Origin of the sequence: Streptococcus sp. CF4-3, from assembly GCF_024295385.1 — a bacterium.
Taxonomy (GTDB): domain Bacteria; phylum Bacillota; class Bacilli; order Lactobacillales; family Streptococcaceae; genus Streptococcus; species Streptococcus infantis_I.
This window is the reverse complement of the sequence record NZ_JANCPN010000001.1, coordinates 264,232-290,317: the sequence shown is the minus strand read 5'-3', so window position 1 is coordinate 290,317 and position 26,086 is coordinate 264,232. Positions and strand designations below refer to the sequence as shown.

Genomic DNA, 26,086 nt, shown 5'->3' with positions numbered 1-26,086 from the left:
TACAAGAGGAGAGAAAACATGAAACGTAGTATGTATGCTGGTCGTGTTCGTGAGGAGCACATCGGACAAGAAATTACCTTGAAAGGATGGGTTGCCCGTCGTCGTGACTTGGGTGGATTGATCTTTATCGACCTTCGTGACCGTGAAGGGATTATGCAGTTAGTTATCAACCCTGAAAAAGTTTCTGCGGAAGTGATGGCAACAGCTGAAAGCCTTCGAAGTGAATACGTCATCGAGGTTACTGGTCAGGTTGAAGCACGTGAGCAGGCAAATGATAAATTGGCGACTGGAGCGGTTGAACTGAATGTAACGGCTCTTACTGTGCTTAATACAGCTAAAACAACACCATTTGAAATCAAGGATGGTATTGAAGCGAACGATGATACGCGTCTACGTTACCGTTACCTTGACCTTCGTCGTCCAGAGATGTTGGAAAACCTTAAGCTTCGTGCCAAGGTGACACATTCGATCCGCAACTACTTGGATGAGTTGGAATTTATCGATGTGGAAACGCCATTCCTTTCTAAGTCAACACCAGAAGGGGCGCGTGACTACTTGGTGCCATCTCGTGTCAATAAAGGGCATTTTTACGCACTTCCTCAAAGTCCGCAGATTACAAAACAGTTGTTGATGAATGCTGGATTTGACCGTTACTACCAAATCGTCAAATGTTTCCGTGATGAGGACTTGCGTGGTGACCGTCAGCCTGAATTTACCCAGGTCGACTTGGAAACTTCATTCCTGACTGAGCAAGAAATTCAAGATATCACAGAAGGCTTGATTGCGCGCGTGATGAAGGAAACAAAAGGCATTGAAGTGACATTACCATTCCCTCGTATGAAGTATGATGATGCCATGGCACTTTATGGTTCTGATAAACCTGATACTCGCTTTGAGATGTTGCTTCAGGACTTGACAGATCTTGTAAAAGGTGTAGATTTCAAAGTCTTCTCAGAAGCACCTGCCGTTAAAGCCATCGTGGTCAAAGGTGCTGCGGATAACTATTCACGTAAAGACATCGACAAGATGACAGAAGTAGCCAAGCAGTATGGCGCTAAAGGTCTTGCTTGGGTCAAGGTTGTTGACGGTGAATTAAACGGTCCAGTTGCTAAATTCTTGACTGGCATTCAAGGCGATTTAACAAGTGCGCTTGGTCTTGAAGATAAAGACTTGGTTCTCTTTGTTGCTGATACGCTTGAAGTAGCAAATGCAACACTTGGGGCCCTTCGTGGACGTATTGCCAAAGAGCTTGGCTTGATTGATAACGACAAATTTAACTTCCTCTGGGTAGTTGACTGGCCAATGTTTGAATGGTCTGAAGAAGAAGGCCGTTATATGAGCGCTCACCATCCATTTACTCTTCCTCAGGCAGATACTGCCCATGAGCTTGAAGGAGATTTGGCTAAGGTTCGTGCTATTGCCTACGATATCGTCTTGAACGGTTATGAGCTTGGTGGCGGTAGCCTTCGTATCAACCAAAAAGAACTCCAAGAACGCATGTTCAAGGCCCTTGGATTCTCAGAAGAAGAAGCCAATGACCAGTTTGGTTTCCTATTGGAAGCTATGGACTATGGATTCCCACCACACGGTGGATTGGCTATCGGACTTGACCGTTTTGTAATGTTGCTCGCTGGAGAAGAAAATATCCGCGAAGTCATTGCCTTCCCTAAGAACAACAAAGCAACTGACCCAATGACCCAAGCACCATCAACAGTAGCTCTTAAACAATTAGAGGAACTCAATCTACAAGTAGAACAAGATGAAACAAACGAAACTAACTAAAAAGTGGTACCATTATCTGCGCCGCTTTGCTTATCGGGTGAAGATTTTACGTGTTTTGCAAAGTATCTCCCGAGAAAAATACGATGAAAAAATTTCAGCTTCTCTAGTATATGGTTTTCTATCAGCAGTAGCTGTCAATTTTTTCTTCCAACCAGGACATGTTTATTCAAGTGGAGCAACAGGTTTGGCTCAGATCGTTTCTGCGCTTAGTAATCACTTGTTTGGCTTTTATTTCCCAATTTCAGTAGCATTTTACGCTATCAATATCCCGCTGATGATTTTAGCCTGGTACCAAATTGGACATAAGTTCACGATTTTCACCTTTATCACGGTATCCATGAGCTCGCTCTTTATCCAGTTTGTGCCAGTGGTGGTCTTGACAGAGGATCCAATCATCAATGCTCTCTTTGGTGGGGTCGTCATGGGACTGGGAATCGGCTTTGCTTTACGCCATAACATCTCCAGTGGTGGAACAGATATTGTCAGTCTGACTATTCGTAAGAAGACGGGGCGTAACGTCGGAAGTATCTCCTTCCTAGTGAACGGGACAATCATGCTGATTGCTGGCTTGACCTTTGGTTGGAAATATGCCCTTTATTCCATGATTACGATCTTTGTCTCCAGCCGTGTAACAGATGCAGTTTTCACCAAACAGAAACGCATGCAGGCCATGATCGTCACTAGCAATCCTGACGCAGTGATTGAGAAAATCCATCATAAATTGCACCGTGGTGCGACCATGATTCACGATGCTGAAGGGACTTATAACCACGAGCGTAAGGCAGTTTTGATAACGGTTATCACTCGTGCAGAATTTAATGATTTTAAACTCATCATGAAACAAGTTGATCCGACAGCCTTTGTATCTGTCTCAGAAAATGTCCATATTCTTGGGCGATTTGTCGAAGTTGAAAACTAGTCGTTCAGGTAAATAGGATACAAAAAAACCAACTCAAAAAAGAGAGTTGGTTTTTTATTTTTCAACGATTTCGTGTGCAATCACCTGACGATAGCAGATTTGACGATTCTCTTTGACATCATTAATGATTTGAAGAATGGTTTCAAATGAAGTTCGGCCAAGAGCAAGACTATTGATATCAACATAGGCAGCCAGATTTAATCTTGGATTTACCGAGTCAAAGCTGAGGACCGGAACATCAAGTTGGTGTTCGTTGAGGTAGTTACAGACACCTTCAGCTAGGAGACTATCTGTTGTGATAATAGCATCGGTCTGAGGGTCATATTTAAAGAGTTGTTTACTAAAGTTACAGCCCTTTTCTTCTAGAAACTCGTCTGCAAAGAAGGTACGGTGATTATCAAGAGGCAGATTGTGTTCTTGAAGAGCTTGCTCGTAACCTGTCAGACGGTCCTGGGTAACGAAGAGTTTCTTGGTACCACCAATGAAAGCAATGCGACTGCAACCTTTTTTGATGAAATATTCGGTCGCATCAAATCCGGCTTGGATGTTATCATTATCAACAAGCGGTATGAAAGGGGAAAGTGATTTTCCAAGAATGAGGAAGGGGAATTGCTCCTCGACAACCAGTTGCACCAAAGGATCATTTTCTTGAGCATACAAGAAGATAAGCCCATCCACACGTTTTCCGTAGACCATTTGTGAAATGGCGTTTAAACGCTCTTTTTCATCCTTACCAGTCGCAATCTGGATGGCATAGTGATTTTCCGAGGCAACCTGTGCAATCCCTCTAAGAACAGAAGGGAAGAAAGGGTTTTGGTAGAAAACATCTGAATCATCTGGAAGGACTAAGCCAATAACTTGCGTATAACTGCTAACAAGACTTCGAGCATTAAGATTAGGATGATAATTGAGTTCTTTCATTGTCTTTCGAACTCTTTTTTTTGTTTCGTCACTAATCGTTGATTTGTTTTGAATAACACGGGTTACGGTTGAAGGAGAAACTCCTGCAGCTTTGGCCACGTCTTTAATCGTAACAGGCATAATAATCACCTACTTTTTGTAGTCTGGATCACGATAATGAGTCTTATAAAAGATAGTGACCAGATATAGAACAAATAAAATGTTTTGAACAGTGATCAAAGTTGCCATATTCTGCCCCAAAAGACCTAAAATCATGGTCAGTAAAGTTGGTAATCCTAAACAGTTCAAAATAAAATGATAGCACTCTTTATAGGTCTTAAATGAGAAGAGACGAGATTTTTTCGTGAAGTAGAGCAGAAGGCTAGCACCTAAAGCTACAATGAAAAAATTAAGTCCAAAGAGAAAACTAGCACCTAAGACCAGGAAGAGGCTGATATAGACGCGGTTCTGTTGATACCAGTCTTTTGAAATAGCCTGAGTCAAGCTTTCCTTGCTTTGGAAACTATCAGTTGTGATAGCATGATAGCGAATGCTGGTTAGTTCTTTTCCTTGCTTACTGATGACGAGTTGCTCAGGTTCAAAGCTAAGAAGTAATTCCTCAGGGAAACTTGAACTAGCAGTAGCCCCGATTTGTACAGAATCTTGATGAGGAGTCGAACCAGTATAGCTTAGTTTACCATCTACAATTTGAGCATTGGTAGTCAGATCCTGAACGACTTCGTCCGTCAATGGAGCATAGACATCATCGATGAACGTCTCTAAAGGATAGGTTCCCTGAGAACTGTTCTGGATAGCAATAGGCACCATGGATAAGCTAATCAAGAAAATACTGGTAAAAATCAGTTGAAACCAATTTAGACCAAAACGATGAGATAGGGGCTTACGAAATCCCCAAATACTATTAAAATAAGAAAATGGATATGGTAACATAAATCTCTTTCTATAGGCATTTTTCTATACGAGTATTATATAGAGAAATGTTTTTTATTTCAAGCGGGGATAGTAGAATCCTTGTTAAAAGTGAATGTTTGTTATGATTCGTCCACTAACTAACAAGGTAATCTCAGCAAGCTCTTGTTTCTCACCAGACAATCGATGTACAAGTTCAAAAATGAAAAAGGGTGGCGGGGGTATATTACCCCTTGTCGCCACCGCTTGTAAGTCCTGAAACGAAGTTCTTTTGCAAGAAGAAGAAAAGTGTACAGATTGGAAGAGCAATGAGGATAGCACCTGCTGAGAAGTAGGCGATCTTCAAGTTCTTCGCATTGCTGACGAAGGTTTGTAGACCAACGGCAACTGTATAGTATTCTTTTTCACGAAGCAAGAAACTAGAGAGGATATAGTCTCCGAAAGGTCCCATGAAGGCCCAGAGTGCTTGTACAGCAACCATTGGGCGAACAAGAGGGAGAACGATTTGCCAGAAGCGGCGGAAATGTCCTGCACCATCAAGTTTTGCAGACTCATCAAGAGACATTGGCACGGTGTCAAAGTAACCTTTCATCAACCAAGCATTCATCGGGATACCTCCACCAACGTAGAGGAAGATGAGGAACCAGCTTTGGTTAAGGGCGTTCAACATGAGGGCCATAACGAAGAAGGCAGTCAAAGCGGCCATTGTTGGCACCATTTGGATAATCAAGAAGAAGACCAAACTTTGTTTACGAGCCAAGAAGTTGTAACGGCTATAGGCATAACCAGCAAGTACGATAATACTTGTCTGAACAACCATAGTGATCAAAGCGATAATCAAAGTGTTGAGGTACCATGTGCCGTACAAGGTTTCTGTAAAGAGCCCTTTGAAGTTATCAAGACTGAAATTGACATTGCTGTCGAGTTTGAAGGCCACAACGTTACCGGCCTTAAAGGCTGACATAATCGTGATTAAAAGAGGATAGATAATAACGATTGAAAGTCCAATTAAGTAAAGATAAGTAAGGGTTTGAGACAGTCTACGTTTGATTTTGACTGAGTTATTCATCTTAGACGTCCTCCATATCAAATGCGTGTAGTTTCTTGAATGCAATCATAGAAATAGAGATGACGATGATTGAAATAATCAAGGTAACGGCAGCTGCCATAGAGTATTGAGGAGCTGTACCAGTTGTCAAACGGTAGATCCATGAGATCAAGATATCGGTTGAACCAGCTCCACCACCGACACTACCAGGACCACCACCATTGAAGAGGTACATGATAGAGAAGTTGTTGAAGTTGAAGGTGTATTGACTGATCAATGTAGGCGCCGCAACAGCCAAAATCATTGGGAAAGTGATGTTACGGAATTTTTGCCAAGCATTAGCACCGTCGATATAAGCTGCTTCATACAAGTCATTTGGAATAGACTGTAGGATACCGAGAGTCAAGACGTAGATATAAGGGAAACCAAGCCATCCTTGCATCATAATCAAGGCAATTTTAGTCCAAGTTGGATTTGTCTTCCAAGGGATAAGAACGCCATCTAAGAAAGGAAGAACCTTAGCAAAGAGAGGGATAACTTGGGTATTGATAGCACCAACACTATCGTTGAACATGTTTGAGAATGTCAAGATAGTGATGAAGGCTGGAACCGCCCAAGGTAGAAGGAAGATAACACCAAAGATACGTTTACCCTTGATGAATGGTTGGTTAGCAATAATAGCTGTAAAGATACCGAGTACGATTTGCAAAGTAGATGCAGATAAAGCCCAGATAATAGTCCAAGAAAGAACAGAACCGAAGGCTGAACGGAAGGTACTCAAGCTCCAGATATTTGTGAAGTTAGTCAATCCAACCCAATCCAATAATTTATTTGGTGGTAAGTGTTGGAAATCGTAGTTAGTAAAGGCAATCATCAAGGTTACAATAACCGGGAAGATGATGGCAAATGTCATGGCAACGTAAGATGGAATGATAAGCAAGTAAGGGAATCCATTTTCATAGATACCTTTAATCATATCCTTAAGTGTCAATGGGACAGGGATGCCATTATTGATACGTTTTGCAATAGTGTGAGCGTCTTTAATATTGAGAATATAAAAGGCTAGATAAACAATTACAAAAATAGAGTGGAATGCACCACGAATCAACATGAAGAGAGAGTTGTCACGGCCAGGTTTTTCACCAAGCGTGATTAAGTTGCTCAATTCAGGTGCTGCAAGTACTATAAAATAGAGGACAAAAGCCACTGTTACAGCAAGGAAGATAAAACCTTTAGCTTTTTGTTTGTTGTAGATTTGTCCCAACCCAGGAATCAATGAAAGCAAGGCTGCTTTTTTTGGTTGTTGTTCCATGAGTGCTCCTTTCATAAGATACGAGCATTGAGCTCGATGCTAATCAGCAAAATTGCTGAAAACATTATCAATATATCTAAAAATCAAGGGAGATGTTTAAATTATCTCCCTTGAATCAATCAATTAGTTACCAAATTTTTGTTGGATTGTTTCTTTGATCAATGTTACAGCATCATTAGCAGCTGTTTTAGCATCTTTCTTACCGCTTACAGCGTCAAAGAGCATTGTTTTAGCTGGGTCCCAAACTGTTGACATTTGAGAGATGTTTGGCATTGGTTGAGCGTTCTTGAACTGCTCGATAACAGCTGTAGTCAACTCATCTTTTTTACCTTCAGCGTAAGCACGAGCTTCAGTGTTAGCTGGGATTTCGTTAGTAGCATCGTAGAATGCTTTTTGTTGTTCAGTTGAAACAAGGAAGTCTACAAATTTTTGAGCGCCTTCAAGGTTCTTAGTGCTTGATGGGATGATCCAAGCTTTACCACCACCAAAGGCTGCGTAGTTTTTACCGTTTGGAAGAGTTGGGATAGTTGCAACACCGTAGTTTACTTTAGCATCTTTGAATGCTTGAGCTTTCCAAGGACCATCGATGATAGCAGCTGTTTTACCTTCTTGGAATTGAGTTTGGATCAAGTTTCCAGCACCTTCAGTATCTTGCATACCTTTAGGCCATTTTTCGTACCAAGTTTTAGCGTATTCGATACCTGCGATAGCACCATCGTTAGCAAGACCGATATCTTTAGGATTTTTACCATTGTCACCAAATACGTAAGCTCCGTTACCAGCAAGAAGTCCGTATGCGTAGTAGAAGTTAGTCCAGTCAGCTAGGAAAGCAGTAGTTTTACCTTCTTCACCAGCGAAAGCGTATTTGCTATCTTTAGCAAGGTTTTCTAAGTCAGCAAATGTTTTTGGAGCTTCTTTAATCAAGTCTTTGTTGTAGTATAGAACAAGTGACTCGATAACAGCTGGAGCACCGTAAACTTTACCACCAACAGTTACAAGAGATTTAGTAGTGTCATCAGTTTTAGCACCGTCGCTCAAAGTTACTTCTGAAAGTTGTCCGTCAGTACCAAGGCTACCTACACGGTCGTATGGAGCCATCATAACGTCAGCGGCTTGACCTGATTGGTTGTCAAGTGAAAGTTTATCAAGTCCACCAAGTTGGTCACCAGATTTGATGTTAACTTTTGTTCCTGATTCTTTTTCATAAGCAGCAGCAACTTTCTCAGCGTAAGCTTTATATTGGTCTTCAACGTAGAAAGTGATTTCTTGGCTTCCTGATGCAGAAGAATCAGCTGCTTTATCAGCAGTTTTGCTTCCGCAAGCTACCAAAAGCAAGCTAGCAAGAGTAGCAGTACCAAGTACAGCAGCGCTCTTCATGAATTTAGTTGACATAGTGTATTCCTCCTAAAGAATAACAAATTTTAATTTCGAGGAAACGCAAACGTTTTCCCTTATGACCTTAGTATAGCACAAACAGAAAACGGTTGCAAGCTTTTTTTTTGAAAAAAATTAAAAAAGCTTGTGACTGGCTAATTCCTAAAATTGTTTGTATAATAGAAGAGAAATAGAAAATCGTGTAAATTTCAATTCAAAAATAATTGAAGGGAAACGATTGCATAAATAGAAGACGAAACAAATGGAGGGGGAAAATTAAAATATAGGGAATTTCCGATTTCGGAAATAAAAAGTAGAGAAAAAGTTTTTTTTACAAACGCTTGCATTTATTTTAGAAATGGGGTATACTTGACTTAGCGCAAACGTTTGCGCAAAAATTGAAATAATTAACAATATAAACACTTGAGGTGCTAATATGAAAAAACGTCAAAGCGGTGTGTTAATGCACATCTCATCACTTCCAGGAGCATACGGAATCGGATCATTTGGTCAAAGCGCCTATGATTTCGTTGACTTCTTGGTTCGTACAAAGCAACGTTACTGGCAAATCCTTCCTTTGGGAACAACTAGCTATGGAGATTCTCCATACCAATCATTCTCAGCCTTTGCTGGAAACACTCATTTTATCGACCTTGATATTTTGGTGGAGCAAGGTTTGTTGGAAGCAAGTGATCTTGAAGGTGTGGACTTTGGTAGCAACCCAATTGAAGTTGACTACGCTAAAATCTACTATGCACGTCGTCCACTTCTAGAGAAAGCTGTCAAACGTTTCCTTGAAGTCGGAGCTGTCAAAGACTTCGAAAAATTTGCTCAAAAAAATCAATCATGGCTTGAACTATTTGCAGAGTATATGGCTATCAAGGAGCATTTTGATAATCTTGCTTGGACAGAATGGCCAGATGCAGATGCTCGTGCTCGTAAAGCTTCAACTCTTGAAAGATACCGTGAGAAATTAGCTGACAAGCTTGTTTACCACCGCGTAACCCAATACCTTTTCTTCCAACAATGGTTGAAATTGAAAGCATACGCTAACGAAAATCACATCGAGATTGTCGGAGATATGCCTATCTATGTAGCGGAAGATTCAAGCGATATGTGGGCAAATCCACATCTCTTCAAGACAGATGTCAACGGTAAGGCGACTTGCATCGCAGGATGCCCACCAGATGAATTCTCTGCTACTGGTCAGCTCTGGGGTAACCCAATCTATGACTGGGAAGCTATGGACAAAGATGGTTACAAATGGTGGATTGAACGCTTGCGTGAAAGCTTCAAAATCTACGATATCGTTCGTATCGACCACTTCCGTGGATTTGAGTCTTACTGGGAAATTCCTGCTGGTTCTGAAACAGCAGCACCTGGTAAATGGGTGAAAGGACCTGACTACAAACTCTTTGCAGCGGTGAAAGAGGAACTTGGTGACTTGAACATCATCGCAGAAGACCTTGGATTCATGACTGACGAAGTTATTGAACTACGTGAACGCACTGGCTTCCCAGGAATGAAAGTCCTTCAATTTGCCTTCAACCCAGAGCACGAAAGTATCGACAGTCCACACTTGGCACCAGCCAACTCAGTTATGTACACAGGAACACACGATAACAACACTGTTCTTGGTTGGTATCGCAATGAAATCGACGATCCAACTCGTGAGTACATGGCACGTTACACAAACCGCAAGGAATATGAAACAGTAGTACATGCTATGCTTCGTACAGCCTTCTCATCAGTAAGCTTTATGACTATCGCTACTATGCAAGATTTGCTAGAGTTGGATGGTTCAGCTCGTATGAACTTCCCATCTACTCTTGGTGGAAACTGGTCATGGCGTATGACAGAGGATCAATTGACTCCTGCTGTCGAAGAAACTTTGCTTGACTTGACTACAATTTATCGCCGAATCAATGAAAATTTGGTAGAATTAAAGAAATAAGACATTATCAGGAGACACAAAAAATGTTACCATTAAAAGAATTTGTACAAAATCGTTACAATAAATCTATCGCAGAATGTAGCAACGAAGAGCTTTACCTTGCTCTTCTTAACTACAGCAAACTTGCAAGCAGCCAAAAACCAGTCAACACTGGTAAGAAAAAAGTTTACTATATCTCAGCTGAGTTCTTGATTGGTAAACTCTTGTCTAACAACTTGATTAACCTTGGTCTTTATGACGAAGTTAAAAAAGAACTTGCTGACGCAGGTAAAGAGTTGATCGAAATCGAAGAAGTAGAATTGGAGCCATCACTTGGTAATGGTGGTTTGGGACGTTTGGCAGCCTGCTTTATCGACTCAATCGCTACACTTGGTTTGAACGGTGACGGTGTTGGTTTGAACTACCACTTTGGTCTTTTCCAACAAGTTCTTAAAAACAATCAACAAGAAACAATTCCTAACGCTTGGTTGACTGACCAAAACTGGTTGGTTCGCTCAAGTCGTAGCTACCAAGTACCATTTGCACACTTCACATTGACATCTACTCTTTACGATATCGATGTACCTGGTTACAAAACAGCTACTAAAAACCGCTTGCGTTTGTTTGACTTGGATTCAGTTGATTCATCTATCATTGAAGATGGCATTAACTTTGATAAGACAGACATCGCTCGCAACTTGACTCTTTTCCTTTACCCAGACGATAGCGACAAACAAGGTGAATTGCTCCGTATCTTCCAACAATACTTCATGGTTTCAAACGGTGCTCAATTGATCATCGATGAAGCAATCGAAAAAGGAAGCAACTTGCATGACCTTGCTGACTACGCAGTTGTACAAATCAACGATACTCACCCATCAATGGTGATTCCTGAATTGATCCATCTTTTGACTGAACGTGGTATCGAACTTGATGAAGCAATCTCTATCGTTCGTAGCATGACTGCTTACACAAACCACACAATCCTTGCTGAAGCCCTTGAAAAATGGCCTCTTGAATTCTTGGAAGAAGTGGTTCCTCACTTGGTACCAATCATCAAAGAATTGGACCGTCGTGTTCGTGCTGAATACAAAGATCCAGCTGTTCAAATCATTGATGAAAACGATCGTGTACACATGGCTCACATGGATATCCACTATGGATACAGCGTAAACGGGGTTGCCGCTCTTCACACTGAAATCTTGAAGAACTCTGAGTTGAAAGCTTTCTACGATCTTTACCCAGAAAAATTCAACAACAAAACAAACGGTATTACTTTCCGTCGTTGGCTCATGCATGCTAACCCAAGCTTGTCTCACTACTTGGATGAGATTCTTGGACGCGAATGGCACCACGAAGCTTCTAAATTGGAAGACCTTCTTTCATACGAAGACAAGGCTGCTGTCAAAGAAAAATTGGAAAGCATCAAAGCTCACAACAAACGTAAATTGGCTCGTCACTTGAAAGAGCACCAAGGTGTGGAAATCAATACAAACTCTATCTTTGATATCCAAATCAAACGTCTTCACGAGTACAAACGTCAACAAATGAACGCTTTGTATGTCATCCACAAATATTTGGACATCAAGGCTGGTAACATCCCTGCTCGTCCAATCACAGTATTCTTTGGTGGTAAAGCAGCTCCTGCCTACACAATCGCTCAAGATATCATCCACTTGATCCTTTGCTTGTCAGAAGTAATTGCAAACGACCCAGTAGTAGCTCCACACTTGCAAGTTGTCATGGTTGAAAACTACAACGTGACTGCAGCAAGCTTCTTGATCCCAGCATGTGACATCTCAGAACAAATCTCACTTGCTTCTAAAGAGGCTTCAGGTACTGGTAACATGAAATTCATGTTGAACGGAGCTTTGACTCTTGGTACTATGGACGGAGCTAACGTTGAAATCGCTGAATTGGTTGGAGATGAAAACATCTACATCTTCGGTGAAGATTCAGAAACTGTTATCGACCTTTATGCGAAATCAGCCTACAAATCAAGCGAATTTTACGCTCGTAAAGCGATCAAACCATTGGTTGACTTCATCGTAAGCGATGCTGTTCTTGCAGTCGGTAAGAAAGAGCGCTTGGAACGTCTTTACAACGAATTGATCAACAAAGACTGGTTCATGACTCTTCTTGACTTGGAAGACTACATCAAAGTTAAAGAGCAAATGCTTTCTGACTACGAAGACCGTGATGCATGGTTGGATAAAGTCATCGTCAACATTGCGAAAGCAGGATTCTTCTCATCTGACCGTACAATCGCTCAGTATAATGAAGATATCTGGCACTTGAACTAAGATTCTTTGTAACAGATTATAAAACAAAAACGCATCTTAAATAGATGCGTTTTTTTGTATTTAGACTAGTTTATAGTGCTTTCCCAACCAGAATCTCTGCTTCGATGGTAATCTTCGTTAATTGACTCCAGTCAATCTTGCTTTGATCTACGTGAAAGAGGAGGGGAGTCATGCTGAGTAAGGCTTGGCGTTGTTCTGCTGTAATGGGCTTGGTCAGGGAAGCGATTTGACTAGATTGGATGCTGAAATGTTCTTGAAAATGTTCTTTGATATCTTGGTTAGAATAATCTTTCTTTGTCAGTTGTTCCTGTACCATTTGGCGGATTTCCTTGAGATGGTTTTCAGTAGGAATAACCTTGATTAAGATGCCGTCCTTGGATAAGACACGGCGAAATTCACCGTAGTTGGCAGGTGAGAAGATATCAAGCAGGATATCCATACTAGCGTCTTTTATAGGAAGGCGAGCCAGGTCGCCAACGAACCAGTTGACTGCCCAGTTGGGTTCGCTTTTGGCAGCGATCTGAACTGAGTCTTTCGAGATATCAAAGGCGTAAAAGGTTTTTTCAGGGTGCACTTCTTGGAGTTTGCGAGAGTAGAAACCTTCACCACAACCGATATCCAAGACTGTTTTTGCGGATGGTTTGGTTGCTAGTAAGTCCGAGATACCTTCTAAAATAGCCTGATAAAAGCCAGCTTCTAGGATTTGCTGGCGATTTTGAAAGTTTTCCTTGTCGTAGTTGGTCGATTGCTTGATTTGAGGAGCCAGATTGACATAGCCAAATTTTGCCAGGTCAAAAGAATGACGATTATCACACTTGAGACTGCCCTCTACCAAGGTCAGATTTTCTTGGCAGATGGGGCAGGCAAAGGCAGTCGCAGAAGCAAAGCGCTGGAGTTTGGGTTTGAGGTTTGTATTCATAGTTTTAGTCTAGCAAAAAAAGGACTGGATAGCAAATGCATCCAGTCTGTTTTTTAATATGTAAGGACGAAGTATTTTTTCTTACCACGGCGGATAACAGTGAGTTCGTTCTCTAACTTATCTGCGTCACTCAAGACATAGTCAAGGTCTTGGATACGGTCGCCGTTGACGTAGATAGCACCGTTTTGAACGTCTTCACGGGCTTGGCGTTTTGAGTTAACCACGCCAGAAGATACAAGAAGTTCAACGATGTTGTGATTTTCGTCTGCTTGTACTTGGTAGTTTGGCACGCCACGAAGTCCTTGTTTGAGTTCTTTGACAGAAAGGTTTTTGATATTTCCTGCAAAGAGTTGTTCAGTGATGTTAAGGGCTTCTTTGTAGGCTTCTTCTCCGTGAACAAGAGTCACAACTTCACGAGCGAGGACTTTTTGAGCCAAGCGTTCGTGTGGTGCTGCTTCGAATTGTTTACGGATGTCTTCAATCTCGTCTAATGACAAGAAAGTAAAGATTTTCAAGAAACGAACAGCGTCAGCGTCCATAACGTTCATCCAGAATTGGTACATTTCGTATGGAGAAGTCTTTTCAGGGTTGAGCCAAACTGCGTTTCCTTCTGATTTACCAAATTTCTTACCCGTGGCATCTGTAATCAGTGGAACAGTAATTACGTGACCAGTCTTGTCAGCCTTACGACGAAGCAACTCGGTACCAGCTGTCATGTTTCCCCATTGGTCAGAACCACCGATTTGAAGGGTTACATTGTGTTCTTGGTTGAGGACAAAGAAGTCGTACCCTTGCATGATTTGGTAGGCAAATTCAGTGTAAGAAATCCCTGTTTCGATCCGTTTCTTCACAGACTCCTTGCTCATCATGTAGTTGACAGTGAAGTATTTTCCGATATCACGGAGGAAGTCAATGAAGCTGATGCTGCCAAACCAGTCGTAGTTGTTGATCATGACAGCTTTGTTTTCCCCATTTTCAAAGTCAAGAAAGCGAGAAAGTTGTCCTTGGATAGACTTGACCCAGCCATCTACTGTGTCTTTTGTTTGGAGACTACGCTCAGCATCTTTGAAGGACGGATCTCCGATGAGACCTGTAGCACCGCCAACGAGCGCATAAGGTTTGTGACCTGCTAACTGCAAACGACGACTTGTCAAGATTGCGACAAGGTGACCTAGGTGAAGGCTGTCAGCAGTTGGATCGTAGCCAGTATAATAAGAAATTTGACCTTCTTCTAGGGCTTTACGCAAAGCTTCTTCATCAGTCGTTTGAAAAATCAAACCACGCTCTTTTAGCTCATCAAAAATGTGCATGTGTCTTTTCTCCTTTTTAAAATATTGTTTCTACCTATTGTACCACAAACTTGGCAAATAACCTAGTAAAATCGGGAAGAAAGTTGCTGCTTGGACTTTTTTGGAAACGAGTGAAATATGGTATAATAGCACTAGCTTATTTTCAGAGAAATAGATAAAAATAGTTAAGAAAGGGGCTGAAAGATGTCTCATATTATTGAATTGCCAGAAATCTTGGCCAACCAGATTGCAGCAGGAGAAGTTATCGAACGCCCTGCTAGTGTGGTTAAGGAGCTAGTTGAAAATGCCATCGATGCTGGCTCTAGCCAGATTATCGTTGAGATTGAAGAAGCTGGGCTTAAGAAAATCCAAATCACAGATAATGGACATGGAATTGCTCACGACGAGGTAGAGTTGGCCCTTCGCCGTCATGCGACCAGTAAGATTAAAAATCAAGCGGATCTTTTTCGGATTCGGACCCTCGGCTTTCGTGGTGAAGCCCTGCCCTCTATCGCATCTGTTAGTGTTTTGACTTTGTTGACAGCGGTGGACGGTGCCAGTCACGGGACCAAGCTAGTGGCTCGTGGGGGAGAAGTTGAGGAAATCATTCCTGCGACCAGTCCTGTGGGGACTAAGGTTTGTGTGGAAGACCTCTTTTTCAATACACCAGCTCGTCTCAAGTATATGAAGAGCCAGCAGGCAGAGTTGTCTCATATCATTGATATTGTCAACCGTCTGGGGCTAGCCCATCCTGAGATTTCCTTTAGTTTGATTAGTGATGGCAAGGAAATGACACGAACAGCTGGTACGGGTCAACTGCGTCAAGCCATTGCTGGGATTTATGGTTTAGCCAGTGCTAAAAAAATGGTTGAGATTGAGAATGCTGACCTGGATTTTGAAATTTCTGGTTTTGTCTCATTGCCGGAATTAACACGGGCTAATCGAAACTATATCAGCCTTTTTATCAATGGCCGTTATATCAAAAACTTCCTGCTCAATCGTGCCATTTTAGATGGATACGGTAGCAAGCTCATGGTGGGGCGTTTTCCGCTGGCTGTCATTCACATCCATATCGATCCTTATCTAGCAGATGTCAATGTGCACCCGACCAAGCAAGAGGTGCGGATTTCCAAGGAAAGAGAACTAATGGCGCTGGTTTCAGAAGCTATTGCAAAGAGTCTCAAGGAACAGACCTTGATTCCAGATGCCTTGGAAAATCTAGCCAAATCTGCGGTTAGAAATCGTGAAAAGGTGGAGCAAACGACTTTGCCACTGAGAGAAAATACGCTCTATTATGAAAAAAATGAACCGACAAGACCGACACAAGCTGAGGTGGCAGACCATCAGGTGAACCTGACTGAAGAGAAACAGGATTTGAATCTGTTTGCTAAGGAAACCTTGGACCAGATGACCAAGCCAGCTAAACTGCATTTTGCAGAGAGAAAGCCTGCTAGCTATGACCAACTGGACCATCCAGAGTTAGATCTAGCTAGTTTGGATAAGGCTTATGATAAGCTGGAGCGAGAAGAATCTTCAAGCTTCCCAGAGTTGGAGTTTTTCGGACAAATGCACGGGACCTACCTCTTTGCCCAAGGTCGAGATGGACTTTACATCATAGACCAGCATGCGGCTCAGGAGCGGGTTAAGTACGAGGAGTACCGTGAGAGCATTGGCAATGTTGACCAGAGCCAGCAGCAACTCCTAGTGCCCTTTATCTTTGAATTTCCTGCGGATGATGCTCTTCGTCTCAAGGAAAGAAAGCCTCTTTTAGAGGAAGTAGGCGTCTTTCTAGCAGAGTACGGGGAGAATCAATTTATCTTGCGCGAACATCCCATTTGGATGGCAGAGGAGGAAATCGAGTCTGGAATCTATGAGATGTGCGACATGCTCCTCTTGACCAAGGAAGTTTCAATCAAGAAATACCGAGCAGAGCTAGCCATTATGATGTCCTGCAAGCGGTCCATCAAGGCTAACCATCGTATTGATGACCACTCGGCTAGACAACTCCTCTATCAGCTCTCTCAATGTGACAACCCCTATAACTGTCCACACGGACGTCCTGTTTTGGTACACTTTACCAAGTCGGACATGGAAAAGATGTTCCGTCGCATTCAGGAAAATCATACCAGCCTCCGAGAGCTAGGAAAATACTAATACTCTTCGAAAATCTCTCTAAACTGCATCAGCCTTACCTTGCCTAACTCAAGTTATGCCTACGGTTAGCTTCCTAGTTTAGATTTGATTTTCATTGAGTATAAATTGAAGGGAAAATTATGTACGAATATCTAAAGGGTATTATTACCAAAATTACTGCTAAATACATCGTTCTAGAAGCTAACGGTATCGGCTACATTCTGCATGTAGCTAACCCTTATGCCTACTCAGGACAAGTCAACCAAGAAGCACAAATCTATGTGCATCAAGTTGTACGTGAAGATGCTCATCTACTTTACGGTTTTCGTTCAGAAAACGAAAAAAAGCTCTTTCTCAGCTTGATTTCGGTGTCGGGCATTGGCCCTGTTTCTGCTCTTGCTATTATCGCGGCTGATGACAATGCAGGCCTCGTTCAAGCTATTGAGACTAAGAACATCACCTACTTGACCAAGTTCCCTAAAATAGGTAAGAAAACAGCCCAACAGATGGTATTGGATCTAGAAGGTAAGGTGGTTGTGGCAGGGGACGACCTCCCTGCTAAGGCTGCAGCTCCATCTAGCAGTGACAACCAAGAACTGGAAGAAGCTATGGAAGCCATGCTGGCCTTGGGCTACAAGGCAACAGAGCTCAAGAAAATCAAGAAATTCTTTGAAGGAACTTCTGATACAGCTGAAAACTACATCAAGTCTGCCCTTAAGATGTTGGTGAAATAATGGGGATTGCTCGAATCACTCTAGTTGAAGCAAAGAACAGTAGCAACCATGTCAAGATAAAGTTTAAAAATGGGAAGATTGATAAACTATGGCTACACTGTACCGTTTTTCCATTGTTTTGTAAAAATTGTCAACAGAGCCAAACAGGATTATTCTTGCATAGTGGCTCTCGCTATGGTCAAGTTGGCTCACTTCCTTGTGAATTTTGTGGTGCAAGTATTGCCATAGTAGATCATGACAATATAGTGGAAAGTATAAAAGTGAATGATGAATCTTGTTCTTTCGAGAAACTCTACCTGTTAGGTACAGACTATATTGAATGGTTTGAAGAATGGTATGGGATAACAATGGCTCCAGAAAGCTTATTTGAAGGTTGGACTGATTGGATGTCTGTAGACCAGCTTCGAGAACAGATTGAAACATTAACTGGTATAGAAACAGATGATCAAGCAAGATATCAAACAGATGAAAAATTTAACCCTCTACCACCAGATATTAATCGTTGGATTAATCTATTGGATAAGTCTACTGTTCCCTTGCCTGACTACGTTTCAAAGATAGGAGAATAAGATGCCAAAACGCTGTGGCTGGGTTAAAATGAACAACCCTCTCTATGTAGCCTACCACGATGAGGAATGGGGCCAGCCCCTTCATGATGACCAGGCTCTTTTTGAGTTGCTCTGCATGGAGACCTATCAGGCTGGACTATCTTGGGAAACGGTGCTCAATAAACGTCAAGCCTTCCGAGAAGCGTTTCACGGATATCAAATTCAAGCAGTCGCAGAGATGACTGACTCTGAATTGGAAGCTTTAATGGACAATGTAGCGATCATCCGAAATCGAGCTAAGATTTTTGCGACACGTGCCAACGCCCAGGCCTTTCTACAAGTTCAGGCAGAATTCGGAACTTTTGATGCTTATCTTTGGTCTTTTGTGGATGGACAAACCATCGTCAATGATGTGCCTGACTACAGCCAGGCGCCTGCCAAAACAGCTCTATCTGAAAAATTATCCAAAGATCTCAAAAAACGAAGCTTTAAGTTCACAGGCCCAGTCGCCGTCTTGTCATTTTTACAAGCTGCAGGTCTGGTTGATGACCACGAGAATGATTGTGAATGGAAAAGCGGTAAGTAGTGAGTACAGATAGCGAAAGTATTTGAGAATATAGAAAAAGCTGAGAAATTCATCTCAGCTTTCTTTGTTATAGTCAAAGCAAATGACTTGCTCCGTTGCATCTACATACGCGTGGACTCCAAAGGGAACAATTGCTCTTGGTGTGGCATGGCCAACGTTTAGATTATAGACAATCGGGATAGTGCTATCAATGGTGTCCATTAAAGTCTTCTTATAGTCGTCATAGAAGGTTTCATCCATAGGTTTTCCGACCAAGAGTCCACTGATGACTTCAAATATCCCAGTTTCTTTTAAAGCCTGCAACATTTTTTTGAAATCATCAGGTTCAGGTTTTTCTTCGCTTGTTTCTAGCAGTAGGATCTTTCCTTCCCAGTCGGATAAATCAGTGAAAAGTTTGTATCTTTGGCAGAGGTCTGTGCTATCTGCGTGTAGAGAGTTGTCAAAAATATCATAGAGAGATTCGAGGCAACCACCGAGGATTTCCCCTTCGAATTGGGCATTGCCTTGTAACAAGTCAAAACCTGTATTTGCATGACTGACACGAGGTGTTCCCAAGGCTTTGGGACTAAAATCAGTCCGTTCCTCGTACCAAACGTTACTAGGGCGAATTTCTGAGATTTTTCCAGTCTCAATCAATTCTTTAAAGTAGTGAAGGCTATAGTCCAGCATTTCCTTGTCTAATTCACAAATGTCTGCTAAAAAGGATTGCCCATAAAAAGTCTTGATTCCTAGTTTATGCAACATGAGATGGTTCATGGTCGTATCCGAGAAGCCAAGAAAAATCTTTTGCTTGATAACCTTTTGTAGTTGGTCATTTTCAAAAAGATGGGGCAATAAACGATAGGTATCGTTTCCACCGATGGCGCATAGGATCATGTCGATGCTATCATCAGAAAAGGCCTGAATTAAATCCTCCGCACGAGCTTCGGGATGTTCTTTGATAAAGTCTAAGCCTTTTAGTGAATGAGGTAAAAAGATAGGATTGAGTCCGAGGCCCTTGAGACGTTGGACTCCCAAGTCCACTTCGTGTTTGACAAAGTCTTCTCCGATAATGCCACTAGACAAACTAACAATACCAATAGTAGAAACCATATCTCATCCTCCTAGAAATAAATTGATGCTATTGTATCACAAAAGATGAGGGGAAACAACAAGAATTAGAGTCAGAAGAAGACTTTTAGATCAAGAAAGTAGTAAAAAAGCAACCAATCGTGTGGTTGCTTTTATAGTAGTTAATTTCTTATAGAGCAGTAAGGAAGGTCAGTCCGCCAAGGACAACCCCGGCTGAGTTTGGAATGATTAGAATCCAATCTTTCTTAGGCTCTTTTGTCCATCCGTAAATGACCCAGATTAAGCAAGAAACAGCTGCTGATAAAGGTTGGAATGGTTGAGCTTTATTTCCTTGTAAATTGGCAAAAATTTGGGGGATGTAGGCTATAAATACAATAATTCCGATAAAGGCACCAATTGAACCGACAATTTGATTAATTCTCTGTTTTGTCATATATATTTCTCCTTATTACTTTATTAGTATAACAGAAAAACAACTTGGAATCAAGGATAAAACCTCGGGATTCCAAGGGAAGACTTTACATTAGAATGTTATTAGAAAATGTGTCTACTTCTTTTGAGAATCGAAAAATGATTTGGAGACAGAATAAAAGTAGTGTGTCTACAAAACACACTACTTTTTTTGTTTATCTTAATATCTAGCAGGTCCAGCACTTGCGCTCTTGATGTTGAAACGTTTTTTGAGGTAGAAACGTAGGGCAAGGAGAGCTCCTCCAATGACCAACAAAACAAGAGGTGGTAAGCTAATGTTGATGGCTTGTGGAAGGAAGTTACTCAAGAAGAGGATGAGAACCCAAGCAAACATGGTTACTAGCATAACCAAAAGTGATTTCCAGAATGGAGGGCGTTGGCTACGGTCTGTATCTGGTCCGTAGTAGCGGTAGATGAAGTGATAGAGAAGGTAGAAGGCAACTCCGCCGAAGGCTCCTACACTGATAAGTGTTACCAAACCATAAGCCACTGGTTGGTTTGAGAAGAAGCTCATCAAGGCACTAACTACTGCAAACAGTCCTGTAATGAAAAGGGCTGAATCCAACATCATCAATTTTGGTTCGTCATTTTCATTTGGATGTTCTTTTTCATATTGCTCTTTTTCGCTGAAGCTGTGAGCCCAGTGAGTTGGTGCTCCGTAGATAGAACGAGCTGTCACTCCCTTTGGTTGTTCTTCAAGGATATGAGGAATGACTTCTTCAAGGATAGCCTTGATTTCAGCGTCGGTTTTTCCGTCCTTGAGAAATTGTTGGGTTGCAATGTGGATAAATTCTTGGTTTTTCTTGGTTAATTCTTTTAAATCAATCTGTGACATAATAACTCCTGTTTAGAACCATTTTTTATGGATGAGGTAAAGAGTGAGAGAAACACTCATAGCAAAGGCGATAAAGACGATGAGCCAAAAAGCATGCGGTTCTCCGTTTAAAGGGATTTCATTGTCCTTAAAGTTCATTCCGTAAGCTGAGAAAATCATAGTCGGGATAGACATAACGATGGTCACGAGGGCCAAGGTTTTCATGATATTGTTCTGGTTGTTTGAAATGATAGAGGCAAAGGTCTCTGTCATAGAGTGAAGGACGTTTCCATAGATATCCGCCATCTCGATGGCCTGTTGCGTTTCAATCAAGGTATCTTCAAGTAAGTCTTCGTCTTCAAGGTATTTCTTAATATTGCTAGTTGCGCTGGTCAATTTTTTAATCACGCGCTCGTTTGTCTTAAGAGAGGCCTTGAAGTAGACGATGGTCTTTTCCAACTCCATGAGTTCAATCAACTCTTCATTTCGAGTAGACTTGTGAAGTTGAGTTTCGATTTGCTCACTCTTACGTTCGATTGAACGTAGGGCAGTTAGGTAAATCTCCGCATTGCGGTAGAGGATTTGGAAGATAAAGCGCGAACGCATAAAGGTATAGAAATTTCGAAGTCTCCGATTGATAAAGACATCTAGAAGTGGGAGAGGTTCCAAGCAAGTAGTAATAATAGCCTCTTCTGTGATGATAATCCCCAAGGGAATAGTCACATAGTAGGTCTGGTTATTTCTCTCTTCAGTAATGGGAACGTCCACGATGATCAGAGTGTATTCATCTTCAATCGTGATACGAGACATTTCTTCTGCATCGAGTGGTGCACGGAGGTCAGCGATATCAATATCAAAGGCAGAGGCGATTTCCATCGATTCGCTTTGAGTAGGATTGACGAGATTGATCCAAGTGCCCGGTTGGAGCGTATCGATCTCTTTAAATTCAGTTGTTGTTGAGAGAAAGACTTGTTTCATATCTCCTATCCTTTCCTAATCTAATCCGTGTTTCAGTGATTTTTAGCACCGTACTATTATACTACAAAATCGGCTTTTTTGGTAATAGAATTTCACTTTTTTTGGTATAATGGAAAGCAACAATGGACTAGAAAGAAGTAACATGCAAGATAAGATTGTCATCCATGGGGCACGCGCCCATAATTTAAAAAATATTGACGTGGAAATTCCACGTGACAAGCTAGTTGTGGTGACGGGGCTGTCGGGTTCGGGCAAGTCGAGTCTTGCCTTTGATACCCTGTATGCAGAGGGGCAACGCCGCTACGTAGAGAGTTTATCAGCCTATGCTCGTCAGTTTTTGGGCAATATGGAAAAACCAGATGTGGACTCTATCGATGGTCTCAGCCCTGCCATTTCTATTGACCAGAAAACGACTAGTAAAAACCCTCGCTCGACTGTCGGTACTACGACGGAAATCAACGACTATCTCCGTCTCCTCTATGCTCGTGTAGGAACACCTTACTGTATCAATGGACATGGGGCTATCAAGGCTTCTTCTGTTGAACAGATTGTCGACAAGGTTTTGGAATTGCCAGAGCGCCAGCGTCTGCAGATTTTGGCTCCTGTTATTCGTAAGAAAAAAGGGCAACATAAGACTCTGATTGAAAAGATTCAAAAGGATGGTTATGTTCGTGTCCGTGTCGATGGGGTTGTCTATGATGTGACCGAAGTTCCTGAACTTGAAAAGAATAAACAACACACCATCGATGTGGTGGTAGACCGTATTATCATCAAGGAAGGTATCCGTAGTCGACTCTTTGATTCGATTGAAGCAGCGCTTCGTATCGCTGAAGGTTATGTAGTTATTGATACTATGGATGATTCAGAGTTGCTCTTCTCAGAACACTATGCCTGCCCAGTCTGTGGTTTTACAGTTCCAGAACTAGAACCTCGTCTTTTCTCTTTCAATGCTCCGTTTGGTTCTTGTAGCGAGTGTGATGGTTTAGGGATCAAGCTAGAGGTTGATACGGACTTAGTCGTACCAGATGCTAGCAAGACCCTTCGTGAGGGAGCCTTAGCGCCTTGGAATCCTATCTCTTCTAACTATTATCCAAATATGCTAGAACAAGCTATGACAGCCTTCGGAGTGGACATGGATACTCCTTTTGAAACCTTGTCAGAGGAGGATAAGAATCTCATTTTCTATGGTTCAGATGGTAAAGAGTTCCATTTCCACTATGAAAATGAATTCGGCGGAGTTCGTGATATCGACATTCCTTTTGAAGGTGTTATAGGGAATATTAAGCGACGTTACCATGAAACCAATAGCGACTACACCCGCACACAGATGCGTCTTTATATGAATGAGCTAACTTGTGGCACTTGTCACGGTTATCGCCTCAATGATCAGGCCTTATCCGTTCGTGTAGGAGGAGAGGAAGGACCTAATATCGGAGAAATTTCAGACCTCTCCATCGCAGACCATTTGGAGGCTATTGATCAGTTGAGCCTATCAAAAAATGAAGCCATCATTGCTCGTCCGATTCTTAAGGAAATAAAGGACCGCTTGACCTTCCTCAATAATGTCGGTCTCAACTATCTGACCCTTTCTCGTTCGGCAGGAACCTTATCAGGTGGGGAGAGTCAACGTATTCGCTTGGCAACCCAGATTGGTTCCAATCTCTCAGGAGTCCTCTATATCTTAGATGAGCCGTCTATCGGTCTTCACCAAAGGGACAATGACCGTCTGATTGCCAGTCTGAAAAAGATGCGTGATTTGGGGAACACCTTGATCGTGGTAGAACACGATGAAGACACCATGCGAGAGGCTGATTATCTGATTGACGTTGGTCCTGGTGCAGGGGTCTTTGGTGGAGAGATTGTAGCAGCAGGAACGCCTAAGCAGGTGGCTCGCAACAGTAAATCCATTACAGGACAGTATCTATCAGGAAAACGTGCGATTCCAGTGCCGTCAGAACGCCGCGTTGGGAACGGTCGCTTTATCGAAGTGACAGGTGCGCGTGAAAACAACCTACAAAATATCACCGCTCGCTTCCCGCTAGGGAAATTCATTGCGGTGACAGGTGTCTCTGGCTCAGGGAAGTCGACACTTATTAACAGCATTCTCAAAAAAGCCATTGCTCAAAATCTCAATCGCAATTCAGACAAGCCTGGAAAGTTTAAGGCGATTACAGGAATTGAGCATATCGATCGTCTGATTGATATTGACCAGAGTCCTATTGGAAGAACACCAAGGTCCAATCCTGCAACCTATACAGGTGTCTTTGATGACATTCGAGACCTCTTCGCTCAGACAAATGAAGCCAAGATTCGTGGCTATAAGAAGGGTCGTTTTAGTTTTAATGTCAAGGGCGGTCGCTGTGAGGCCTGCTCAGGTGACGGGATTATCAAGATTGAGATGCACTTCTTGCCAGACGTATACGTAGCTTGTGAAGTCTGCCACGGAACCCGTTATAATAGTGAGACCCTAGAAGTTCACTACAAGGAAAAGAATATCTCGCAAGTCTTGGATATGACTGTCAACGATGCGGTGGAATTTTTCAAACACATTCCAAAAATTCAACGTAAACTCCAGACCATCAAGGATGTAGGTCTAGGTTATGTGACCTTGGGACAACCTGCCACAACTCTTTCTGGTGGAGAAGCGCAGCGTATGAAGCTGGCTAGTGAGCTCCATAAACGCTCGACCGGTAAATCCTTCTACATTCTAGATGAACCGACAACTGGTCTTCATACCGAGGATATCGCTCGTCTGCTTACCGTTTTGTCTCGCTTTGTCGATGATGGTAATACAGTTCTCGTGATTGAGCACAATCTAGATGTCATCAAAACAGCAGACCATATCATCGACTTAGGTCCAGAAGGCGGTGTCGGTGGTGGTACCATCATTGCAACAGGAACCCCAGAAGAAGTAGCGGCCAATGAAGCTAGCTATACAGGACAGTATTTGAAAGGAAAGTTACATCATGAATAAACGTGTGCAAGCATTTCTCGATAAAATGCAAGAAAAAGAACTAGATGGAATCATTATCAATAACCTTAAAAATGTCTACTATTTGACAGGATTTTGGGGTTCAAATGGTACGGTCTTTATCAGTCGTGACCGTCAAATTTTGGTGACGGATGCCCGCTATATCATCGCTGCTAAGCAGGAAGTTACTGGTTTTGAGATTTTTGCAGAGCGTGACGAGTTGGCTACTATCGCAAAGATTGCTAAAGATATGGGTCTTTCTCGTATTGGTTTTGAAGATGAAATTTCAGTTTCTTATTACCACCGTATGCAGGGAGCTTTTGAAGGGTTGGAACTAGTTCCACAGACACAGTTTGTTGAAGCTCTTCGTATGATTAAGGATGAGACAGAGATTGCGACGATTCGCAAGGCTTGTTCAATCTCAGATCAAGCTTTCCACGATGCCCTTGAATTTATTAAGCCAGGGAAGACTGAGATTGAAATTGCCAATTTCCTCGACTTCCGCATGCGTGAGTTGGGAGCGGCAGGCTTGTCTTTTGATACCATCCTAGCGAGTGGAATCAACTCTTCTAAACCCCATGCTCACCCAATGCATAAACCAGTAGAACTAGGCGAAGCCATTACTATGGACTTCGGTTGCCTTTACGAGCATTATGTGAGTGATATGACACGGACCATCTACCTAGGCCATGTCAGTGACGAACAAGCAGAAATCTACAACACTGTTTTGAAGGCTAACCAGGCCCTGATTGACCAGGCTAAGGCTGGCTTAGGATTCCGTGATTTTGACAAGATTCCTCGTGATATCATTGTGGAAGCAGGCTATGGAGAATACTTTACACACGGTATTGGCCATGGTATCGGACTGGATATTCACGAAGAGCCTTACTTTAGTCAAACTTCGAAAGAAGTTATTAAATCGGGTATGGTCTTGACTGATGAACCAGGTATTTATATTGAAGGAAAATACGGGGTTCGTATCGAAGATGATATCCTGATTACAGATAAGGGTTGCGAGCTATTGACCCTTGCTCCAAAAGAATTGATTGTTATCTAATAAAAATGAGATAA

At 42.1% G+C, this 26,086-nt stretch carries 21 protein-coding genes; 10 read left to right on the top strand and 11 right to left on the bottom strand.

Annotation, left to right across the window (positions count from 1 at the left end; all coding sequences use genetic code 11):
- Positions 1 to 18 precede the first annotated feature (18 nt).
- Together aspS and NML75_RS01430 are read left to right on the top strand one after the other, a co-directional pair.
- Positions 19 to 1,782, top strand: a complete 1,764-nt coding sequence (gene aspS, locus NML75_RS01435) for an aspartate--tRNA ligase (RefSeq protein WP_254731428.1) — start codon at positions 19 to 21, stop codon at positions 1,780 to 1,782.
- Positions 1,760 to 2,701 carry a YitT family protein gene (locus tag NML75_RS01430; protein WP_254731425.1) on the top strand — a complete coding sequence of 314 codons (942 nt, stop codon included), beginning with the start codon at positions 1,760 to 1,762 and terminating at the stop codon, positions 2,699 to 2,701. The genes aspS and NML75_RS01430 overlap by 23 nt, the downstream gene beginning before the upstream one ends.
- Before the next feature lie 54 nt (positions 2,702 to 2,755).
- Here NML75_RS01430 and NML75_RS01425 read toward each other — a convergent pair whose 3' ends face one another.
- The 5 genes from NML75_RS01425 to NML75_RS01405 form a co-directional block, all read right to left on the bottom strand.
- Entirely contained in the window at positions 2,756 to 3,742 is a 987-nt protein-coding gene (locus tag NML75_RS01425; RefSeq protein WP_254731422.1) for a LacI family DNA-binding transcriptional regulator, read from the bottom strand.
- A gap of 9 nt (positions 3,743 to 3,751) precedes the next feature.
- Entirely contained in the window at positions 3,752 to 4,552 is an 801-nt protein-coding gene (locus NML75_RS01420) for a DUF1189 domain-containing protein (protein ID WP_254731419.1), read from the bottom strand.
- Positions 4,553 to 4,757: 205 nt separating this feature from the next.
- Positions 4,758 to 5,600, bottom strand: coding sequence for a sugar ABC transporter permease (locus NML75_RS01415; RefSeq protein ID WP_004250462.1), 843 nt, complete (start codon positions 5,598 to 5,600; stop codon positions 4,758 to 4,760).
- Between the two features lies 1 nt (position 5,601).
- Positions 5,602 to 6,891 (bottom strand): carbohydrate ABC transporter permease, encoded by a 1,290-nt coding sequence (locus NML75_RS01410; RefSeq protein ID WP_006155780.1) that lies wholly within the window; start codon positions 6,889 to 6,891, stop codon positions 5,602 to 5,604.
- A gap of 123 nt (positions 6,892 to 7,014) precedes the next feature.
- Positions 7,015 to 8,283: an extracellular solute-binding protein gene (locus tag NML75_RS01405; protein WP_006149197.1), complete on the bottom strand. Its 1,269-nt coding sequence runs from the start codon at positions 8,281 to 8,283 to the stop codon at positions 7,015 to 7,017.
- Positions 8,284 to 8,701: 418 nt separating this feature from the next.
- Between NML75_RS01405 and malQ the strand changes: the two genes are divergently transcribed.
- Positions 8,702 to 10,219 (top strand): 4-alpha-glucanotransferase, encoded by a 1,518-nt coding sequence (gene malQ, locus NML75_RS01400; protein ID WP_254731416.1) that lies wholly within the window; start codon positions 8,702 to 8,704, stop codon positions 10,217 to 10,219.
- 23 nt (positions 10,220 to 10,242) lie between these two features.
- Positions 10,243 to 12,501: a glycogen/starch/alpha-glucan family phosphorylase gene (gene glgP / locus NML75_RS01395; protein WP_254731413.1), complete on the top strand. Its 2,259-nt coding sequence runs from the start codon at positions 10,243 to 10,245 to the stop codon at positions 12,499 to 12,501.
- A 70-nt stretch (positions 12,502 to 12,571) separates the two neighbouring features.
- Here glgP and NML75_RS01390 read toward each other — a convergent pair whose 3' ends face one another.
- Both NML75_RS01390 and tyrS read right to left on the bottom strand, forming a co-directional pair.
- On the bottom strand, positions 12,572 to 13,420 hold the full coding sequence (locus tag NML75_RS01390; RefSeq protein ID WP_074324454.1) for a putative RNA methyltransferase: 849 nt from the start codon (positions 13,418 to 13,420) through the stop codon (positions 12,572 to 12,574).
- Between the two features lie 53 nt (positions 13,421 to 13,473).
- On the bottom strand, positions 13,474 to 14,730 hold the full coding sequence (gene tyrS, locus NML75_RS01385) for a tyrosine--tRNA ligase (RefSeq protein ID WP_074324455.1): 1,257 nt from the start codon (positions 14,728 to 14,730) through the stop codon (positions 13,474 to 13,476).
- Between the two features lie 183 nt (positions 14,731 to 14,913).
- On the opposite strand from tyrS, the gene mutL reads away from it, so the two are divergent.
- The 4 genes from mutL (at position 14,914) to NML75_RS01365 (ending at position 18,710) form a co-directional block, all read left to right on the top strand.
- A complete protein-coding gene (mutL, locus tag NML75_RS01380) occupies positions 14,914 to 16,863 on the top strand; it encodes a DNA mismatch repair endonuclease MutL (protein WP_074324456.1) in 1,950 nt (649 codons plus the stop codon).
- Between the two features lie 119 nt (positions 16,864 to 16,982).
- Positions 16,983 to 17,576: a Holliday junction branch migration protein RuvA gene (gene ruvA, locus NML75_RS01375; protein ID WP_074324457.1), complete on the top strand. Its 594-nt coding sequence runs from the start codon at positions 16,983 to 16,985 to the stop codon at positions 17,574 to 17,576.
- Positions 17,576 to 18,145 (top strand): hypothetical protein, encoded by a 570-nt coding sequence (locus NML75_RS01370; protein WP_074324458.1) that lies wholly within the window; start codon positions 17,576 to 17,578, stop codon positions 18,143 to 18,145. Before ruvA ends, NML75_RS01370 begins: the two co-directional genes overlap by 1 nt.
- A gap of 1 nt (position 18,146) precedes the next feature.
- Complete coding sequence (locus NML75_RS01365) at positions 18,147 to 18,710, top strand: DNA-3-methyladenine glycosylase I (protein WP_070678365.1); 564 nt, start codon at positions 18,147 to 18,149, stop codon at positions 18,708 to 18,710.
- Between the two features lie 54 nt (positions 18,711 to 18,764).
- Here the strand turns inward: NML75_RS01365 and NML75_RS01360 are convergent, their stop codons facing one another.
- The 4 genes from NML75_RS01360 to NML75_RS01345 form a co-directional block, all read right to left on the bottom strand.
- Positions 18,765 to 19,802: a S66 family peptidase gene (locus NML75_RS01360; RefSeq protein ID WP_070678368.1), complete on the bottom strand. Its 1,038-nt coding sequence runs from the start codon at positions 19,800 to 19,802 to the stop codon at positions 18,765 to 18,767.
- A 148-nt stretch (positions 19,803 to 19,950) separates the two neighbouring features.
- Complete coding sequence (locus NML75_RS01355) at positions 19,951 to 20,214, bottom strand: SemiSWEET family transporter (RefSeq protein ID WP_049496815.1); 264 nt, start codon at positions 20,212 to 20,214, stop codon at positions 19,951 to 19,953.
- 198 nt (positions 20,215 to 20,412) lie between these two features.
- The gene (locus NML75_RS01350) at positions 20,413 to 21,087 is read right to left on the bottom strand and encodes a DUF1129 domain-containing protein (RefSeq protein ID WP_254731410.1); all 675 of its coding nucleotides are present in this window, start codon (positions 21,085 to 21,087) and stop codon (positions 20,413 to 20,415) included.
- 12 nt (positions 21,088 to 21,099) lie between these two features.
- Complete coding sequence (locus NML75_RS01345; RefSeq protein WP_049508953.1) at positions 21,100 to 22,044, bottom strand: magnesium transporter CorA family protein; 945 nt, start codon at positions 22,042 to 22,044, stop codon at positions 21,100 to 21,102.
- A 142-nt stretch (positions 22,045 to 22,186) separates the two neighbouring features.
- On the opposite strand from NML75_RS01345, the gene uvrA reads away from it, so the two are divergent.
- On the top strand, positions 22,187 to 25,018 hold the full coding sequence (uvrA, locus tag NML75_RS01340) for an excinuclease ABC subunit UvrA (protein ID WP_254731407.1): 2,832 nt from the start codon (positions 22,187 to 22,189) through the stop codon (positions 25,016 to 25,018).
- Positions 25,011 to 26,072, top strand: a complete 1,062-nt coding sequence (locus NML75_RS01335; RefSeq protein ID WP_254731404.1) for a M24 family metallopeptidase — start codon at positions 25,011 to 25,013, stop codon at positions 26,070 to 26,072. Before uvrA ends, NML75_RS01335 begins: the two co-directional genes overlap by 8 nt.
- The last annotated feature ends 14 nt before the right edge of the window (positions 26,073 to 26,086 follow it).